The sequence below is a fragment of the Bosea sp. RAC05 genome (assembly GCF_001713455.1).
Taxonomy (GTDB): Bacteria; Pseudomonadota; Alphaproteobacteria; order Rhizobiales; family Beijerinckiaceae; genus Allobosea.
This window is the reverse complement of record NZ_CP016463.1, coordinates 224,787-242,439: the sequence shown is the minus strand read 5'-3', so window position 1 is coordinate 242,439 and position 17,653 is coordinate 224,787. Positions and strand designations below refer to the sequence as shown.

General features: G+C 62.0%; 16 protein-coding genes. 6 read left to right on the top strand and 10 right to left on the bottom strand.

Annotated features, from left to right (window positions below):
* The first annotated feature begins 52 nt into the window (after positions 1 to 52).
* Complete coding sequence (locus BSY19_RS01195) at positions 53 to 751, top strand: J domain-containing protein (RefSeq protein WP_069052487.1); 699 nt, start codon at positions 53 to 55, stop codon at positions 749 to 751.
* Here the strand turns inward: BSY19_RS01195 and BSY19_RS27770 are convergent, their stop codons facing one another.
* A complete protein-coding gene (locus BSY19_RS27770) occupies positions 752 to 2,497 on the bottom strand; it encodes a pentapeptide repeat-containing protein (RefSeq protein ID WP_236840359.1) in 1,746 nt (581 codons plus the stop codon).
* On the opposite strand from BSY19_RS27770, the gene BSY19_RS01185 reads away from it, so the two are divergent.
* On the top strand, positions 2,450 to 3,544 hold the full coding sequence (locus BSY19_RS01185) for a hypothetical protein (RefSeq protein WP_236840358.1): 1,095 nt from the start codon (positions 2,450 to 2,452) through the stop codon (positions 3,542 to 3,544). The two genes, BSY19_RS27770 and BSY19_RS01185, sit on opposite strands and share 48 nt — an antisense overlap.
* Before the next feature lie 28 nt (positions 3,545 to 3,572).
* On the opposite strand, the gene BSY19_RS01180 is transcribed toward BSY19_RS01185, so the two are convergent.
* The 4 genes from BSY19_RS01180 to BSY19_RS01165 all read right to left on the bottom strand — a co-directional run bounded on the left by BSY19_RS01180 (position 3,573) and on the right by BSY19_RS01165 (position 6,814).
* Entirely contained in the window at positions 3,573 to 3,938 is a 366-nt protein-coding gene (locus BSY19_RS01180) for a hypothetical protein (RefSeq protein ID WP_069052484.1), read from the bottom strand.
* A complete protein-coding gene (locus tag BSY19_RS01175; protein WP_236840364.1) occupies positions 3,938 to 4,897 on the bottom strand; it encodes a L,D-transpeptidase family protein in 960 nt (319 codons plus the stop codon). The genes BSY19_RS01180 and BSY19_RS01175 overlap by 1 nt, the downstream gene beginning before the upstream one ends.
* Before the next feature lie 4 nt (positions 4,898 to 4,901).
* Positions 4,902 to 5,954, bottom strand: a complete 1,053-nt coding sequence (locus BSY19_RS01170; RefSeq protein WP_069052482.1) for a hypothetical protein — start codon at positions 5,952 to 5,954, stop codon at positions 4,902 to 4,904.
* A 110-nt stretch (positions 5,955 to 6,064) separates the two neighbouring features.
* The gene (locus BSY19_RS01165) at positions 6,065 to 6,814 is read right to left on the bottom strand and encodes a MucR family transcriptional regulator (protein ID WP_069052481.1); all 750 of its coding nucleotides are present in this window, start codon (positions 6,812 to 6,814) and stop codon (positions 6,065 to 6,067) included.
* A gap of 581 nt (positions 6,815 to 7,395) precedes the next feature.
* Here BSY19_RS01165 and BSY19_RS01160 point away from each other — a divergent pair.
* Positions 7,396 to 9,255: a RecQ family ATP-dependent DNA helicase gene (locus BSY19_RS01160; protein ID WP_150129370.1), complete on the top strand. Its 1,860-nt coding sequence runs from the start codon at positions 7,396 to 7,398 to the stop codon at positions 9,253 to 9,255.
* Here the strand turns inward: BSY19_RS01160 and BSY19_RS27290 are convergent, their stop codons facing one another.
* Complete coding sequence (locus BSY19_RS27290) at positions 9,256 to 9,750, bottom strand: hypothetical protein (protein ID WP_150129369.1); 495 nt, start codon at positions 9,748 to 9,750, stop codon at positions 9,256 to 9,258. It lies immediately after the preceding gene.
* 139 nt (positions 9,751 to 9,889) lie between these two features.
* On the opposite strand from BSY19_RS27290, the gene BSY19_RS27285 reads away from it, so the two are divergent.
* The 3 genes from BSY19_RS27285 (at position 9,890) to ruvB (ending at position 14,340) form a co-directional block, all read left to right on the top strand.
* Complete coding sequence (locus tag BSY19_RS27285) at positions 9,890 to 10,477, top strand: hypothetical protein (RefSeq protein WP_150129368.1); 588 nt, start codon at positions 9,890 to 9,892, stop codon at positions 10,475 to 10,477.
* 101 nt (positions 10,478 to 10,578) lie between these two features.
* Positions 10,579 to 11,505 (top strand): hypothetical protein, encoded by a 927-nt coding sequence (locus tag BSY19_RS01150; RefSeq protein WP_150129367.1) that lies wholly within the window; start codon positions 10,579 to 10,581, stop codon positions 11,503 to 11,505.
* 1,827 nt (positions 11,506 to 13,332) lie between these two features.
* The gene (ruvB, locus tag BSY19_RS01145; RefSeq protein ID WP_069052477.1) at positions 13,333 to 14,340 is read left to right on the top strand and encodes a Holliday junction branch migration DNA helicase RuvB; all 1,008 of its coding nucleotides are present in this window, start codon (positions 13,333 to 13,335) and stop codon (positions 14,338 to 14,340) included.
* Between the two features lie 56 nt (positions 14,341 to 14,396).
* Here the strand turns inward: ruvB and recA are convergent, their stop codons facing one another.
* The 4 genes from recA to BSY19_RS01125 form a co-directional block, all read right to left on the bottom strand.
* A complete protein-coding gene (recA, locus tag BSY19_RS01140; protein ID WP_069052476.1) occupies positions 14,397 to 15,440 on the bottom strand; it encodes a recombinase RecA in 1,044 nt (347 codons plus the stop codon).
* A 141-nt stretch (positions 15,441 to 15,581) separates the two neighbouring features.
* Positions 15,582 to 16,034: a hypothetical protein gene (locus BSY19_RS01135; protein WP_069052475.1), complete on the bottom strand. Its 453-nt coding sequence runs from the start codon at positions 16,032 to 16,034 to the stop codon at positions 15,582 to 15,584.
* A 228-nt stretch (positions 16,035 to 16,262) separates the two neighbouring features.
* Complete coding sequence (locus tag BSY19_RS01130; protein ID WP_069052474.1) at positions 16,263 to 16,718, bottom strand: hypothetical protein; 456 nt, start codon at positions 16,716 to 16,718, stop codon at positions 16,263 to 16,265.
* 254 nt (positions 16,719 to 16,972) lie between these two features.
* Positions 16,973 to 17,620 carry a hypothetical protein gene (locus BSY19_RS01125; RefSeq protein WP_069052473.1) on the bottom strand — a complete coding sequence of 216 codons (648 nt, stop codon included), beginning with the start codon at positions 17,618 to 17,620 and terminating at the stop codon, positions 16,973 to 16,975.
* Positions 17,621 to 17,653 lie beyond the last annotated feature (33 nt).

Here is a 17,653-nt window from a genome sequence, read left to right as displayed (position 1 = left end):
TGTATTCGAGGCGATCATTTCGAATGCTCGTTGATCCACTTCGATTCGATCGATGATCCGCTCGATCCTGCGCGGCTTGTCGCAGCTTCTGACGCTGGCCACCAAGTCTATCGCGATTCTGTTCGCGATCGTCCTGGCAGCTGCTGTCTCAGCTCCCTTGATCGAGCAGCATTTCCAGATCCGGCTTCCCGCCAGTCAGGATGCGATCTGGCTTGGCGTCGCGGTCGGCGTGATCGTCATGGAGACCATGGCGCGCAGCCAGATCCGCGCAGCCAGGCGCCGTCGAAACGAGCGCGATGCGGCTGCAGCCTGCAAACTGATCGAGGCAGGGCTTTCTGACTGGTCAGTTCGAATTGAGGTCACCTGGTCACACGACACGACAGCCCTGCTCATCGTGGCTCATGTCGAAGGCATCGGCACGATCGAGTTCATGGCCGCGGGCCATAGCCGTATCGAGAACGCCAGGCGAGCGCTTGGTTTCATTGAAGCGGAACTGGAAGAGTTCGAGCAGGCCGCGGCCGAGCGGGTCTTTGACCCAGATGAGCCAATCCATCCGGAACCGCCGCGACGCGGCTGGTGGACGACACTGGGCGTTTCACCCGATGCCACGATCGAGGAGGTCAACCGAGCCTGGCGTAAGCTCACAGCCATCCATCACCCCGATCGTGGAGGATCCGATGACGCGATGGCCAAGGTCAACGTTGCAAGGGATGAGGCCCACAGGGATCTCGCCATGCGGGCCTCATCTTGATCACATCCGCGGGGCAGATGCTGCGATATCGTCCGCATCGATGTCGACATCAGGGATAACGATCGCCTCGCCGCCATTGCGGAAATTGCGGCTGGTCCCGTCGACCGTCAGAAGAGCCGGGCCTTGCGGGTTGTCCGGGCGTCCGTCAGCAGACCTGAAGACGAGAACCGAACCATCTCGGCCGGCCCGCAGCTCGTGTGTTTTCCTGGGATACGACAGGTTCACAGCATGATCGTCGAGCATCGCCGCTTCGAACTCGTCGAGAACCGTCGAGAGTTCCGACTTCATTGAGACATCGCCCGTGAAGGCAATCATGGCGCCATCGATGTCGAATTCGACCGTCTTCGCGACCGCCGTGCCCTCGACCCACGCCATCGACGTGCCGCCGTCTGCGCGATACCTGACGATTGCCGGCGCATCGATTCTGGAAGATCCCCTGCGGACGACCACGAGATCGCCTTCCAGGCGATGCCGCGACCGGCCGGCGCTGATCGACTCCAGAGCAAGCGCCAGGTGGCGCCGGTCACAGAAGATCATCTTGCCCCTGCTGCCTTCGACCTCCGTTACGCCGGCATAGCCGCCTTCGTGCTTGTAGCGGGCGCGAGTGGCCTTCAGCCCGGCCCGAACGGCCCGCAGGCCCGGCCCAAAGATGCTGGCTGCAACCATCTCCTTGAGGTTGGCGCCGAGCTTCCACGCTTCGTCATAGGCGCGCCTGATGCCGACATGGAGATCCTCGAACTTCTCCTCGACCCAGTCGCGGATGTGCTCGACGACGAACTCCTTCATGGCAATGGCGAGCCCCGTTACCACCACTACGGTGGCTGTGCTCTGGAGCACGTCCGAGACGACGCCATAGCCGCTGGGGCCCTGGACATGATGGATGGGCAACATATGCGACGTGAAAGCGATCGGGGCGGTCGCCACACCCCAGGCGAGGTATTTCAGCGCGCGCGACCAGCGATGGTCGCTCTGGAAGGCCGGTGTGGTGACATCCATCACTGCCTGCGAGAACGCGTTGTTCACGCAGGTCATGCCTCGCGTCCGGTCTGGGAGATGTGCCGCGCTCATCCTGGTGGAAGCGGTGATCTGCGCCTTCTTGAAGCTGCAGCCGATCAGGATGGAATAGGAGAAGTCGGCATCGTGAAGGCTCGCATTGACGAAGCTCGTCTTGCGTCCCTTCGCATGGGCAAACGAGGTACGCGACAGGCCGGCATTCTCAAACGACGCGTGATCGATCAGCGCACCGCACAGCTCGGAGTAGGCCAGACGGGCGCCATCGAACCGCGACGAGAGCTTTTCCGAAGGGCGAAGGTCCACTCCATGGAAAAGCGAGTGCTCGGCGTTGAGGCCCTGAGCCTGGACGCCCTTGAGCGAGGCATGGTTGATGCTCGCGTGCCGAAGCGACGCTCCTCGCAGGTCGGCGTCATCGAGCAGCGCGCCATCGAGAATGGCACCGTCGAGGTTGAGCCCAGAGAGATCGAGGCCGGTCAGATCCGCACCCGCGAGCGACTGCTTCTCCTGGACGAGCCACTCGACGAACTCCTTCAGCGTTCGTCCGGGGCCAGACCATAGCACCGCCCCGCTGCGGTCGCGGATGATCTGGGTTTTTGCCTTGGCCATAAGTGTCACTCCATTGTGGAGCAAAACATCGCCGGATTCGTTGCAAGTCGGAATCCGCGTCGCCGCGGGCACCCGTTCTTGTCCAGCGGCATCAATCTCGGCAGTATTGCAGCGATGAACCGTCATTCTCCCAACGAATCGAAGGTCGATTTCTGGTCTGGTCAGCAGATCGCCCAGTGGGCCGATCACATCTTTGATGGAGCAGCCGGCGATCCCGGCCTGCCCGCCGGTGCACTCGCAGAGATGATCGATAGCTGCGGCCTGGCCTTCAAGGAGCTCACTTCCTTCGAGGGCAATGCATCCGTTGGTGTCGTATTCGACCCGCTCGCGCGGATCGACCATCCCGGCAGGGCTACCGTGCGTGTGTCGTCATTGCTCCGGATCCTGGAGCAGCAGGGCCTCTCATCAGATCTCGATGCGATCGCCCAGCGCGTCCGCGACGACACGCGACGGGACCTGAGGGTTGTTCGGGAGCCGCTGGGCTTCGTCGAGCTGCTGTTCCGCGACAAATGCGTGTCCGGGATCAGGCTGCATTGGGTCGGCAATGCCCGGGACGAGTGGATCCTGCCGAGCGGTGCTATCGAGAGCCAGCCATCGGACTCGGTCAGCGCGACCCTGCTCCACGACGTGGTGGTTTCGGCCTGCCGCCTGCCGCCTGATCAGACCCGTTTTGCAGACCTCGCCCAGGCTATGGAAAGCGAAGGATGCCTGCTCGATTCCATCTCGGTCATGCTCGATGGCGACGAGATTGGGCTGCCCAAATGTCACTTCGTCTCGTCGGCCGGCAATGCGGAGGAGTTGCTGCGATCCTCATTTGAAGCCATTGGGCGCGAGAGCGCTCGTGATTTCGCCTTGACGATCGCAGCGCTCATCATGAGCCAGCCTGATGCCGTGGTCGAGCATGCTGCCGTCACCCTCGGAAGCATGAACACTGTCGAGGTCTGTGTCGGACTGGATGCGATTACCGACCATGATGAGGTAGTGAAGTTCGTGCTCCAGATGTGCTGGGCATTCGGCCGCCCTGAGCTCGAAGAGCGGATCCGGCGCTTGGGCCAGCAGCTCAAGGATACCGGTGGGCGCTTTGCCCGGATCGGGTTCGAGCTTGCGACGATCGGCAGGCCGTTTGTGACCTTCAACCTGCGGCCGGCTGGCGCAAATGCGAGCCAGGTCTAGCGGCCAATGCGGTCCGTTTCCGGCTCCTTCAGGCCAGTGCTCGCAGCGCTCCATGGATCCGCCAGATAAGTGACCTCACTCCCGCGAGGGAGATCAAGACAAACCCGCCGGCGAAGACATAGGCGGCCCACGCCATCGACCACCAGATCACACGCTCCTTCAGGCCTGGCGCATAGGCGATCTGGCGCGCGTACTCGAAACTCGGGTACGGCCAGCCACCTGCATTGATCATCCAGGTCTGTGCCATGCCCCAAAGGCGCCAGGCGATGAGAATGGCAGCGAAGGCGAGTACCAGATTGAAGGCGAAAGAAGCCACGCGTACGCAACGACGCATGATCGCGATCAACCCATAGCCGCCTTCACGACCCGTCAGCGTTGCTGTCTGGCCTGTCATCACTCAACCTCGTAATCACTGGGAAAGCCGCTGGGGACCCACTGCCGCATTGGCTCCGTGTCGCTTGAACATCGCGCGACCCTGCGATCGCGGGCATAGATGTCGGGATAGTACTGCACCACCCCCTGATCATCCGGCCATGCTGTGAAATACGTCGTCACCACGCGAACCGGGCCGGGCCTGTGATCTCGCTTGTCCCCGCCTCGCCGCATCTCTCGTGCGGCGTCGGGGTCGATGCCCATGACCCATGCCGCGAGTTCCATCGCCTTTTCGACCCGGATGCATCCGTGAGACTGGGCTCGGTCGTCTTCCCCGAAAGCCTCCTGATCGTTGGTGTCATGCAGATAGACTGAGCCGCCAGCCGCCAGGCCGATCTTCACACGCCCGAGCGCATTGCTGCGGCCTGGTTGCTGCACGAACCGAACCGGGCGCAGACCCGATTCTGAAACGTCGGTCGGCGTCATCATCCGGCCGCCAGCTTCGATCCGGAAGTTGAGGTTCTCGAAATAGGAGGGATCGGCGAGCACCTTGTCGCGCCAGCGCCGCGCCGAGACAATCGACTCCGGAACTGTCCATGTTGGATTGAACCGCACGAACGTTGTGACCGTGTCGAGATCCGGGGTCCGCCATCCCTCGTCACCGATGACGACACGGCATTCCATTACGATCGAACCGTCCTGATAGGCCACGAGCTGCTGCGATGGCAGATCGACGGTGATCGTGCGGCCCGAGGTCGGTGGCTTCAGCCGCGAAAGCCTTGTCAGCGTCGCCTCGATCGCGGCAGCACGCCTCCCGCACACGCGAGGCAATTCAGCCCGCAGGATCTCCGCGGTTGTCCCGCGGGCCTGCACGCCAGTCGAGGCCAAAAGTCCGGCCGTCATCAACAGGAAGGATCGGCGATTCATGCAGTTCTCGAAGGATTCGTCATTGAGGATCGTAACCCCCAACGCTCCGAGCACCAACTCAGTTCGCTGCCTTGCTCACATCTGCGAGCTTGTGGCGAAGGATTTTATCGCAGCGCTGATCCAGTGGCCCGTCAGTTGCCGGCTGCCGGACTTGCCAACGCACCTGCCAGGAACGGGCAGCCTCTTCGATCTCGTGCCATGACGTGGCTTCGGCGGCCGACATTCCCGATCTGGCTGGCGCTCCTTCGGTCACCTCTGTCACGAGGAACGAGGAGTTCGTCGAGATCCTTGCCTGATCGCCTTCGCGTGGGGAGCCCAGCCCTCGAAACAGATCGAGGCATGCCTCGATGTGAGCGGCTTTGACGTCCAATCCCTGCCGCGTTCCTATGACCTCACGTACCTCTGCGCGCGTGCCGTCGGATGAACGAATGGTCAGTGCCACCACCCAGATCATGCACTCACGAACCGCAGCCGTCTCGATCACAGCTTCCACTGACCGTGGCGCATAGGTGGGTTCGTCCTTGCTCGCGAGCTTCTCGGACTTGATCTCGAATGGACGTTCCCGACCGAGATTGTTGGCAACAGCAGGTTCAGCCGGCATGACCGGCTTTGTGCGACCTGTTGCGACCGCTTCAGCCTGTTCGCGCATGGCCTTGCGCAGATGGACTGGGCCCCAGGCTTCACTCAGCAGCACAATGGCAGCGTCCAGGATCGCTTCAGGCATCGGATCGTCGCCATCCTCGTCGACTGATCCTTCTGCGAACTCGTCGATGGCCTGGACGATGATGTCGGCAGCATAAGACGCCTCAGCCACGCGCCTTCGTAGGCTCAGGTCATCGTACTGGATAGGCGCCGCGTCTGCGTTGCGACCGTAGCCTTGGATCTTTCCAATGCGATCCACGAGAAGAGCGCAGACATCCTCACCCTCCCCGGCCTCAAGCAGCGTTCCGATCGCGACCTGCCACAAGCCCAGGAGGAAGGATCCGATCTTGACCCCTCGACCATCGCTCGTTCTCAAGGCGCGCTGGATCGCGTCGCGGGCGCAGCGTTTTGCTGTCGCCGCGGACATTGCTCCTGCCAAAGCAAGGCTGTTGCCCTCGTAGCCCATCATGCCTTCCGAACGAATCCAGCGAAAGGAATCGTCCAAAAAGGATCGCCCGCCGAACGGAATGCAGCAAGCATCCATTCGGCGGGCGATGATTAGAAGGCGAGGTCGCCTTGTCAGGCGTGAGCAGCGGTCCGGCGGCGCGTGGTGGTCGCTTTCTGCTGCTTCGCGTCGTCCCTCTTCTTCTTGTGCTTGCCGAGGCCGGAAGCCGCCGCCTGCAGGCGCTTCGACTCGGAGTAGGCCGGGCCGGCATGCGGGAGCTCGGTGTCGCTCAGCTTGAACATCGCGAGCAGCTCGTTGTAGTTCAGCTCGTACTCGACCTCCAGATGGCGGCGAAGCATCTTGTAGTACTTGCCGTCGATCGGATCGGCGACGTAGAGGCGATCCTCGCTGATGAGCCGATCCTTCTTGACGGCCGGCAGCGGCGTGCCGTCCATCTCGGTGCGGATGTTGCGCTCATCGATCAGCCTGCGGAACTTGGCACGCATCTCGGGCGTGGCCGTCGGCCAGATGCGCTCGTCCATCCGCTCGCTGCGATCCGGGATCGAGCCCATGAAGGCGGTCGATCCGGCCAGCGAAGCGCGCGCCTCGCTCGTCATCACGTCGGAGGTGGGGGCCGGCAGGGCCGGGACCGAAGCGGGCGCAGGGCTCGCCAGAGCCAGGGCCGGAGCGCTCAGGGTCAGACCCTTGTTCTGGTCGCCGACGGCGATGTCGGTGATGACCGAATGAATGTTCTGGATGAAGGACCCGAGATCCGACGCCTCGATCTTGGTGTTGGGATTGCGGACATAGCCACCGATGATCTCGGTCGTCATCGCAAGGAGGTCGTTGGCGGCGGGGCCGCGCAGGTCGTGATTGAAGGACATACTTTTCTATCTCCCAATTTCGATCGCTTCGACCCTGGCCGACCCGATCTTTCCTAGCCCGCCCGCCGGATCATACCGCCGGGTCATCCTCTGGTTTCGTTTACAACCCCAAGTCGTCCGGAGGTTGTTGCCCCCAATTCCGTGACGTCTCAGGCCCTATCCTTGCATTTCCAAGCTCTGACGAATCATTGCTATTCGATGTCGTCAGGGATGGCAACGCTCCAGCGCAAGATTCCTTCGTCTTTTCCTGTCATCGCGAAATGTGTGAACATTTGAACTTTGACGGTGTCTGTCTCGGCAGCACAACTCCGGGCGGTATGGATTGGTTCCCGAGATCGTTCAACCTTTCGTGGATCGCCTTCGCTATCCAGAGGCGATGAGCCCCTGTACCTTCCGGCGAGTTAAGGACTGGTGAAAGAATCTGGCCTTTTTACGATCAAGTGCACGAGATTGACCTATCCTGCGCCTAATCCGGCGGCAGCGCCCGCCGTGGATAAGGCCAGACACCGCTTTCCTTGTACGCAATCATCCGCGAGATTGGATCTGTATTCCTTCGCGATTTGGTCAGGACCTACCCCGCTATGAGGCACTCGTTCCACGGTTTGGGTCTCCCGCCGGTGAGTTTGCGCCGCATCGGCGAGCCCATCGAGGAAGTCTTGAAGCGTGTCTTCGGGTTCGATCACTTTCGCGGCATTCAGCGTGAGGCGGTCGAAGGACTGGTTGAGGGCCGAGATGTCCTCGCCCTGATGACGACGGGCGGCGGAAAGTCCCTCTGCTACCAGGTTCCTGGACTGGTCCTTCCCGGGACCGCCCTGATCGTATCCCCGCTGTTGGCTTTGATGCGCGATCAGGCCGATGCCCTCAGACGGAAAGGCATCCGCGCCGCGGCGCTCGCCAGTGAGGATGCACAGGGTCAAATCGAACGCCAAGAGGTTCTGTCCGCGCTCAGGGATGGAACGTTGGACTTCCTCTATGTCTCCCCTGAAAGACTGTCCAGCCCGTCGTTTCGCTCACGCCTTTCGGGCCTGTGCATATCTGTGATCGCGGTCGATGAAGCTCACGCCGTCTGTGAATGGGGCAAGGACTTCCGGCCTGCCTATCTCGAACTGGCAGATGCGCTCGGGCCCATTTCAGCGCCTCGGATCGCTCTCACCGCGACCGCCTCGCCCGATATGGCCAACGAGATACGCTCTCGGCTGCTCGCGCCGGATGCCATCGAGGTGCGAACGGGCTTCGATCGGCCCAATATCGCGCTCAATGTGCGACGCTGCGCTTCTCCCAGCGATGAATTGCGCAAGCTGCTTCGCAATCACCCCGTCTCGGGATCGACACTCGTCTACCTGCCCACTCGGCAGCTCGCAGAAGAAACCGCTCAGGCCATCGGGCAGTGGGGAATGCCGGCCGTCGCCTATCATGCGGGCCTGGCCGATACGCAGCGTTCGTCCATCCAGGACGACTTCCTTGCAGGCAGGGCCCCCATTGTCTGCGCGACCTCAGCCTTCGGCATGGGCATCGACCACCCCGATGTCCGCAGGGTTGTCCATCTCGGGCTGCCTTCTTCCCTGTCTGCCTACTATCAGGAGATCGGGCGCGCCGGTCGAGATGGTGAAGCAGCCGAGGCCCGACTGTTCTGGACCCCTGGCGACATTGCTCGCAGGACGAGACTTCTCATTGGCGTTGAACCTGTGCCGCGCAGACGCGAAGTTGCTCGCCTCGAAAGCGTGCTGGGATATGTCGAGACGCCGGGGTGCAGGCGTTCGACGATCCTGCGCTGCTTTGGGGATGAGCATCCAGGCGATTGCGGAAACTGTGACCTGTGTCAGCACCCGCCTGCCCGGACCGACGGCTCGGTTATCCTGCGTTCGGTCATCAGTCTGGCTGGCAGGCTCGGGGAGGATTCCAGCGTTTCGCTGCTGGCAGAAGGCCTGGCAGGGAACATGACGGCCAGGGTTCGCGATGCCGGGATCCACCGGCTTCCCGAGTTCGGCGCAGGCAAGGCAAAGGGATTGATCGAGTGCAAGTCCCTTATTCGACAGGGGATCGGGCTCGGCCTGCTCGAAGCCTCCGAAATCAACGGTGTTGTCCTTCCGACGAAGCGAGGGAGGGCGCAGCTTCGCTCGTCGGATCCAGTGCTTGTCATCAGCACCAGCGCACGGGGGCCACGACAAGCCTCTTCTGGCGCCGGAAGCCGGCGTGACGGCTATTGGGCCGACATCATCGAGGCGCGGCTTCGGGTTTCGACATGGCTGGGAGAGAGGCCGTCAGCAATTCTGTCAGACGCGGCCGCGATCGCATTGGTCGAGGCAATCGACGATGAAAAGACAACGCGCGCCCTCCTGCGACCGGCGCCGGAGGAATTCTCCGATCTGGTCGAGGAGGCACGCGCGCGTCACGCGCCGATGCGGGAGCAACCCACCGCACTGGCGCTCGATCTGTTCTGATCAGGCCGTTTCGAGCTTGGGCGCCGGCGCCAGAGCCATGATGCGGTAAAGCGCTGCTTCTGGATTGCGATGCAAGGACGGTTTCGCCTGCAAGCCTGGAGCAACCAGCGCCACGCCGCCCTGGACGAGAACGTGACCAATCTGCTTGCCATGGGCGATGGCGTTGTAAGCCGGCACATGCAGAGCGCTCGGATGGTCCTCGACCGATCCCAGCACACGACGAGGGAAGGCCGGGTCGACGGCGATCCTTGTGAGTTCCAGGACGATCCCCGGCAACCCGACCACGCTCACCTTCTTGGCCAGCGACTTCATGCTCACAGGTGCCGAAGGAGCAGGCCTGCGGCCGGGCGGCCGGCGCTCGGGTGATGCAGCCTGCTCGTGAACCGGTGAGGTCGCGCTTTTCGAGCCAGCAAGCGCTTCGAGTGCCTTCAGGACGTCCGGGGTCGACGACGCTGCGACTGTGACCTCTGCACCCGATGTCGTGTCAGTGATCACGTGGTTCTTTCCGCTCGTCCGGACCGAGTAGCGCGAGGTCGAGGCGGGTTTTGCCTCAGCGACGGGGGCGCTCGCTTGGGTCGCTGCGGGTGCTGCAGCCTTTGCAGTCGCCGTTTTCGCCTTCGGGCCAGGCTTACCCTTGACTGCAGATTTCGCCTTCGTCTTGGCAGACACCTTCTTCGCCGCCGTTGTCGAAGGCTTCACATCAGCCGGTGCCGGTGCAGGCGCGGCCGGCGGCTCTGAAGCAGCCACTGTCGGTGCTGATGCCTTCGTCTTCGATGCGGCCTTTGCCGCGGGAGATTTTGCGGTGGCGGTATCCGTCGAAGCCTTGGCCTTGCCCGCCTTGGCTTTCGCAGGAGATTTGGCTTTCGCAGGAGATTTCGCCTTCACAGGCGGGCTGGCTTTCGCCTTCGCGGGGGTCGCTTTCTCTGGGGCAGCCTCACCTGCAGGAGCTGCCTCGGCATTCTCCGTGGCAGGTGCGGGCGGCGCCGACTTTGTCGAATTGGCTTTCGCAGCAACAGGCTTGGCAGATTTGCCAGCCGTGCTCTTGGCTGCAGATGACGGCTTCTTCATTTGGGGGTCCTCCTCAGGATGGAGCATCGGCAATCTGGGATCGCGTTCCTTTGAAGTCAACGCGCGAAAGCCCTCATGGTACAATTATGATTACTCTTCCAATGGTTTTTTCAGCGCCTGCAAATGGATCATCAACCTGACATTACCTTGGTGAAGGGTGTTTGTTTATGTATTGTTCCTTCATCAATCCTTTATCGCCCATATTGATCCTTGATGCAGTCGCTGCCTCGTGCGAGATTCGCATCAGGAGGGCGAATGCACGCTACCCGGGAATCGAAACCGAGCCATGTCGCAATCGAGGACGTCGTCGAGGCGCTGGCTGCCCAGTGCGATGGCGCGCGTCGTCGAGACGGCCGCGGCTTCAACCGGGCTGATGCTCAGGAAGGCGGACGTCTGTCTGCATTGCGTCGTCGGGACATGGCCTGGTCCATCGCAGACGCCAAGAAAGCCATGGAGATTGTTCAGCGCTATCCTGGGCAGGCGGCCGCGCTCCTTTCCGGTGGCTCTGAAACGAAAGCGGCCGGTATCGAAAAAGCCATTCGCGCTGGCAGAATCCCGCTTCGCGACGAACCCGTCGAGAAGCAGCAGCCCTATTGCTATGCAGGCTTCTCACCTGGTGGGCGATACGTCTACTTCTGGAAGCTCGCCTGGGTCGACGACATCGGCGCGTTGATGAAGACCCTGCGTGGGCTGACGCGCGAGCGTCACGGTGTCCGACGGATCTATTTCCAGGCCCCCGAGCGCGCGGATCTGACGATCAACGGTGAGCGCAAGCGAGCGGAACGTCTGGCTATCGACTTCAATGGAACGACGCAGGCAACCATCGTCGCCGCAGCGAAGGCGCATGGCTATGTCCTTGAACCAGCCATCGAAGAGCCTGTCGATCTGGAGATCGATCGCCTGCGCATGAACGAGCGCGCGGTCTGGCTTCACGAGGGCACGCGCGACGGCGTCCGCGGCACCTGGGCCGTATTCGATCTGGCCAGCAAGCACGAGCCATTTTCGAATGTCGTGAAGACGTATCTCAAGGGGCGATATGAGTGCCGGCCGGACGACGACTGGAACTGGTACGTCGAATGGAACGCGGAGACCGCCGAGCTGGTGACCCGAGTGGCCAAGCATTTCGGGTTTGCCTGTGCGGATAGCTTCAAGGCGGGGTTCAAGGAAGAACGGCGCCGATAGTCGCGTCCACGCCTTTCGGCGACATTGATAGCAAAACCGTTTCTTGAATCGATCCTTAGACGCTATCGTCCACCAAGGATTCCTATGGTGGCTCAATGATCTCTCTGCTCATCATCATGACCCTTATCATCGGGCTCGGCGCCTCGATCGGGTACACGGTCTACAGCTTTCAAAGGTCAAACGACCTGATCTCGCTGGCGCAGCGGAATGCCGCTCAGATGGAAGGTCTGGCTGCCGCGATGCGGGGAGCACTCAGGGTTGTGGAGCAGGATGGCCCGGTTAGGTCCCCGCTCGGTGAACCCTTTGAGGGGCAATCTGACGGGCGATCGCTCCTCCCGACGTGGGTCGCTGGCACTGATAGAACGCCATGGGGCGGTCGTTATGGATGGTGCCCATACTCTACCGAGAAACTGCAGCCTAGCGATGCAGCTGGATCTGTCAGTTCTGGCGTCGGTAAGACCTACAGCGTTGTCACCGAGATTGATCGAGGAAGGTCGTTCGTCGTTCGGAGCTCTGCGCCCTCGGGTCAGGATTCGATGCAGTCGCCGAACATCGGGGTTGTCGGATTCATCGTCTCGCCTGCCCCCTTCAAGACGTCTATCTCCGATATTCCCGATTGCGACGATGTGCAGTTGATTGATGGCGCTTACCTTGTGAAGGGAAGGCCTGAAGCCTCATCCTCTTCGGCAGAGGCCCCGACTGCCCCCGCAGCTATGATTCCTCCTCGCGTTCCAGGTTCTGTCGTTGCTGTGGTTGCCCGTGGCTCACATGCTGCGGGCGGTACAGCCGTTGGAACTCTGGTCCTCTATGCCCGGCCTTCCGGGGTGAACGGTTTGACGCCATCGACACGCGGCACAACCTCTCCAGGAGATTCAGCGGATACGCCACTCTCGATCGGGGCAGCGCTGTCAGCCTTGCAGAAGACTGGCTACAAGAACGCCGTCCTGTCATTGGACGCAGGTGAGTATACTCTCCCTGTGGCAGCGCTCGACATCCCAGGCCTAAATCTGGAGATCAGGGCCACTTCCGCTCAGGCTTCCCCAACACTGATCGGCGGAGGAGTGTCTCGCGTCAGCGGCGAGCTCACGATCCACAACGTGCGCTTTGGCTCAGATACCGGTCTTTGGTTGGCTCCTGGAGCACGACTGCGGATGTCCAATGGCGCGCTGGCTTACCTCAGAATCGATGGCGGTGACGCGGCTCTGTCTAGCGTTTCCATCGCTGCTCCCAGCGACCGATCTCACGCCGTTGAGGTCACAGGTGGCAGATTGTCGCTTGCTGGAGCCATTTCACTCAGTGCCGGAAGCATTGATGGCTATGGAGTCTACGCATCGGGAGGAGAGATCGTCCTCGACAACGCAGCCCTCACTCACACGGGGGCGGCGGCCGGACCTTGGCTACTCTTCAACCAAGCCAGGCTGTCGATGGCTGGGACGCCAACCCTGAATGGGTCTCCAATTCTGCTCTCCTCCACGATTTCTGAGACGTGCGAGCAGGGCTCGGCGAGTGCCGCGTGTGTCGCGACTTGCCCTACGTTGCTCTACCCCGCTTCTGCGTCGTGCGTCGCAGATGACGACATCCCTGAGACACCAGGGACGTCGGCGCCAGCGCAGCTTCGATCAAGCAGCCGAGTTGGTAACGACGCTTGGAGTTGCGCCTGGAACCCCGGTCGTCGCTTTCAGATCCGCAATAACGGCACGATCATCGATGGGAACTCTGCTCAGGTCGAGATCCCTATCGGACCAGATGCTCTCGTGGAGACCATTCTGCCACTGCCCCGCAGGCGAGTGACACTTCAGTGCCTGCCGACGTTGCAGTGAGGCCATCATGAGTGATGATATCGATCAGTTCCTTCGCCCCCAGACCCTGGCCGACTTCAACGGCCAGGCAGCGGCCCGTGCCAACCTGAAGATCTTCATCGACGCCGCGCGGTCGCGGAAGGACGCGCTCGACCATGTGCTCTTTGTTGGTCCGCCTGGCCTGGGCAAGACCACGCTGGCGCAGATCGTCGCACGAGAGATGGGCGTGAACTTCAAGTCGACGTCGGGGCCCGTCATTGCCAAGGCTGGCGATCTTGCAGCCCTGCTGACAACGCTCGACGAGCATGACGTGCTCTTCATCGACGAAATCCACCGGCTGGCGCCCCAGATCGAGGAAATCCTCTACCCGGCGATGGAGGACTACCAGCTTGATCTGATCATCGGCGAAGGCCCGGCGGCCCGATCGGTGAAGATCGATCTGCCGCGCTTCACCCTGGTTGGCGCAACCACGCGGGCTGGGCTCCTGACAACGCCCTTGCGCGATCGCTTCGGGATCCCGATCCGGCTGGCTTACTACTCGATCGAGGAGCTCGAACTAGTCGTGAGCCGGGCCGCGCGCGTGCTCGGGATCCAGATGTCTCCGGAAGGCGCCCTGGAAATCGCTCGGCGGTCCCGCGGTACCCCGCGCATCGCCGGCCGGCTGATCCGCCGTGTGCGTGACTTCGCGGTCGTCGCCGGCGAGCCCACAATTACGCGGGAGATCGCCGACCACGCTCTCGGCCGGCTGGGTGTCGATTCAATCGGGCTCGACCAGATGGATCGCCGCTACATCGACATCGTAGCCAAGTCATTCGGCGGCGGCCCTGTCGGCATCGAGACCATCGCGGCAGCTCTGTCGGAGCCTCGCGATGCCCTGGAGGACGTCGTCGAGCCCTACATGATCCAGCAGGGCTTCCTCCAACGCACACCTCGAGGCCGGGTTCTCACTCCGCGGGCTTTCGATCACATCGGCATGCAGGCGCCGGCCGACAAGCCGCAGGTTCAGTTCGGGCTGTTTGCGGAAGCCGACGCCTGACACAGAAAAGGGAGGCTCTCGCCTCCCCTGTCGCTGTCGGCCCATGATGCCGGCGCCTACTCCTCCATCATCACCTTGTCGATGACCGCAGGCGCGTTGGCGCGGATCTTCGCCTCGATGTCGGCTGCGATGGCAGGGTTCTCCTTCAGGAAGGTCTTCGCGTTCTCGCGGCCCTGACCCAGGCGCTGGCTGTCATAGGAGAACCAGGCACCCGACTTCTCGACGATAGACGCCTTCACCCCCAGATCGACGAGCTCGCCGACTTTCGAGATGCCCTCGCCGAACATGATGTCGAACTCGACCTGCTTGAACGGCGGCGCGACCTTGTTCTTGACGACCTTGACGCGAACCTGGTTGCCGGTGGCCTCGTCGCGCTCCTTCAGCGTCGAAATGCGGCGGATGTCGAGACGTACCGAGGCGTAGAACTTCAGCGCATTGCCTCCGGTGGTCGTCTCCGGGCTGCCGTACATCACGCCGATCTTCATGCGGATCTGGTTGACGAAGATCACCATGCAGTTCGAGCGTGAGATCGAGGCTGTCAGCTTGCGCAGCGCCTGGCTCATCAGGCGAGCCTGCAGGCCGGGCAGCTGATCGCCCATCTCGCCCTCGATTTCCGCCTTCGGCGTGAGAGCTGCGACCGAGTCCACGACCAGAATGTCGATGGCGCCCGAGCGCACCAGCGTGTCTGTGATCTCCAGGGCCTGCTCGCCGGTGTCGGGCTGCGAGATCAGCAGGTTGTCCAGATCGACGCCGAGCTTGCGCGCGTAGACCGGATCGAGCGCGTGCTCGGCATCGACGAAGGCGCAGACGCCACCCTTCTTCTGCGCCTCGGCGATGGTGTGAAGCGTCAGCGTGGTCTTGCCCGACGACTCCGGACCATAGATCTCGATGATGCGTCCCTTGGGAAGCCCGCCTACGCCCAGTGCGATGTCGAGGCCCAGTGAGCCCGTCGAGACCGTCTCGACACCTGCCAGCGCGTCCTTGGAGCCCAACCGCATGATCGAGCCCTTGCCGAACGAGCGCTCGATTTGTGCCAGCGCTTGGTCGAGTGCCTTCTGCTTGTCATCCGAGCCGCCGCCCTTGTTCGTCGTGTCCTTCATCCGCTTTCCCTTGGATGTGTCGCCGAATGGATTCTCGACGATTCGTGGACAGACCTTACTGGCCAAGCTCGCAGGCGAAGGCCCGAAACGACAAAGGCCCCGGTTTCCCGGGGCCTCATCCACGACTTTGAGGGCATCTTGTCAGTTGATCGAGGTGCGCGCGCAGGCCGGCCACTCGGAGAAGACCGCATCGTCACAGGGCGGGCAGCCGTTGCTGGCGGACGCCAGGCTCACGTCCTTGCCGGCGACCGTGTTCATCCGCTTGCATTCTTCGTTGTCGAGCAGCTTGCGGTAGATGATACCCTCGGTCACATACCAGTCGCCGACCGGGCTGCTCGACAGGTAAGTGCGGCCGCTCGCATCCGACTGGGAGAGGATCTGAACGATCTCAGTGGCCGTTCCGGATGGAGCCGCACCCTTGTCGATCTGGTAGAGCTTGATCGCCGCTGCGATCTGCTCACCGTGGTTGATGTACTGGGCGTAACGCCCCTTGTCGCTCGCCAGCGAGAATGCATTGCCGCCATAGAAGATGCTCGCAATGGTCAAGATGGCGATGACGACGACGACGATCGCAGCGATGATCAAATTGAACATGGCCCTAGGACCTCCTGGCGGAACGGCGGCGCGAGGTTTCTATCCTCGTTGGAACGCGATTCATGAATCGAAGAATTCAGCTTCTATAGATTAACGGCTGACACGGTTCGGTCAATGCTGAACTCATGGATTGACCTGCAATCCAGCAACCCAGTCCTTGATAAAAGAAAAGGCGGGGCACGAGGCCCCGCCTTCCCTACCGTCCCGATGGACGTCAGACCCGAAGGATCAGACGCGGAACTCGAAGGACGCCGCCGAGGCGGTGCCGACGCAGCCGAACTGCTGGGTCGAGGGCAGGTTCGCGTCGACGGGGTTGGCGCCGCCGGCCTGCTTCGCGACTTCCGTGCAGAAGTTGGTGAGCGGGGTGCCGGTCAGGTCGATCGCGATCGAAGCCGTGGAGCCGTTCGTGGCCCAGGTGCCGTTCGAGGCAGCCGCCGGCTTGGCCGGGGTCGAAGCGAGGTACTTGCCGTCATAGAGCAGGGCGGCGAGCGTGCCGGCCTTGGAGCCCGTGTCGGTGGCGTAGAGAGCCTGCGCGCCGGCGACCTGCTGGCCGGCGTTGACGAGCGCCGTCACCTGGCCCTTCAGCGAGGACTGGTTGAAGGCGGTGCCGCCGTAGTAGAACGAAGCCGCAGCGAGGACGGCGATCAGGGCGATCGAGATGACAGCGACGATCAGCTGGAACATGGTGTGAGACTCTCTCCGAGAGGCCGGGACGGCCAAGGTTTTCTGGTTGGTAGCCCCTCGGCCTCAAGGACTGATCTGCGTCAGTCCTTGGTGCCGCCGGGCATGAATTGAAGATGTGTGAATCGCGGATTCGGGACAATCCTCATTTGTAGAGGAAATAGCCGATTTTCTTCACGGCCCGTTCACCAATCCATCCATCATCCTGAAAACATTGATAAAAATGCCTCGAAAAAATTTATCATTCCATCCAGACCTCAAGGACTGATGGCGTTATCCTCCATGGTCATGTGCAGGAAGTCCTCTCGCGCATCGACCTCGGCCACTTCGGGGGAGCCATCGATGTGGGTGCCGCTCACCATGATCCAATCGATGGCTTCTGGTTTGCCTTCGAGCCCGTTCTTGGCCATGAAATCACGGTATTCTGCCGTGTCGGCGCGCGAAAACGTCGCCAGGCCGTGATCGGTGATGCCGGTGAACCGCACAGGTTCGCCGCTCTCCCAGTCGACGGTCAGCGTCGCTTCCTCGCCCGTGAGGTCGACAGTGGGGTTCACCGACTCGCGCCAGAACACGATCTCGGCGTCCTCACCGATTCCGTTCAGCGCGAAGGATAGAGCGTGCTCGCGCGACTCGTGGTCGGAGATCGCCTGAGCGAGGTATTGGGTCTCTTTGCCCACGCGCTCGGGATGGCGGGTATAGACCGTCCAGAACTGGGCATCCGCGGCATCGACGCGTTCGATGCTGTCGCCGTCGAAGCGGCAGGGTGCGATCTCGGCATAGGGCCGGCCGTTCATGCGGCCATAGGCGATGGATTCGGTCACCGCGGCGAACGACACCTTGCCGTCGTCGCCCTGAATGGCGTGCTGAGGCGTGGCAGAGACGGCGATGCGACGGGTGCTGGACATAGAGAACCTCCTGGATGATCGGAGGAGGTTACT

What these genes read in the sequence shown, in the direction of transcription:
- BSY19_RS01195 (WP_069052487.1), top strand. Translation starts at nt 53, where the DNA reads ATGATCCGCTCGATCCTGCGCGGCTTGTCGCAGCTTCTGACGCTGGCC.
- BSY19_RS27770 (WP_236840359.1), bottom strand. Translation starts at nt 2,497, where the DNA reads ATGACGGTTCATCGCTGCAATACTGCCGAGATTGATGCCGCTGGACAA.
- BSY19_RS01180 (WP_069052484.1), bottom strand. Translation starts at nt 3,938, where the DNA reads ATGACAGGCCAGACAGCAACGCTGACGGGTCGTGAAGGCGGCTATGGG.
- BSY19_RS01170 (WP_069052482.1), bottom strand. Translation starts at nt 5,954, where the DNA reads ATGATGGGCTACGAGGGCAACAGCCTTGCTTTGGCAGGAGCAATGTCC.
- BSY19_RS01165 (WP_069052481.1), bottom strand. Translation starts at nt 6,814, where the DNA reads ATGTCCTTCAATCACGACCTGCGCGGCCCCGCCGCCAACGACCTCCTT.
- BSY19_RS01160 (WP_150129370.1), top strand. Translation starts at nt 7,396, where the DNA reads ATGAGGCACTCGTTCCACGGTTTGGGTCTCCCGCCGGTGAGTTTGCGC.
- BSY19_RS01150 (WP_150129367.1), top strand. Translation starts at nt 10,579, where the DNA reads ATGCACGCTACCCGGGAATCGAAACCGAGCCATGTCGCAATCGAGGAC.
- ruvB (WP_069052477.1), top strand. Translation starts at nt 13,333, where the DNA reads ATGAGTGATGATATCGATCAGTTCCTTCGCCCCCAGACCCTGGCCGAC.
- recA (WP_069052476.1), bottom strand. Translation starts at nt 15,440, where the DNA reads ATGAAGGACACGACGAACAAGGGCGGCGGCTCGGATGACAAGCAGAAG.
- BSY19_RS01135 (WP_069052475.1), bottom strand. Translation starts at nt 16,034, where the DNA reads ATGTTCAATTTGATCATCGCTGCGATCGTCGTCGTCGTCATCGCCATC.
- BSY19_RS01130 (WP_069052474.1), bottom strand. Translation starts at nt 16,718, where the DNA reads ATGTTCCAGCTGATCGTCGCTGTCATCTCGATCGCCCTGATCGCCGTC.
- BSY19_RS01125 (WP_069052473.1), bottom strand. Translation starts at nt 17,620, where the DNA reads ATGTCCAGCACCCGTCGCATCGCCGTCTCTGCCACGCCTCAGCACGCC.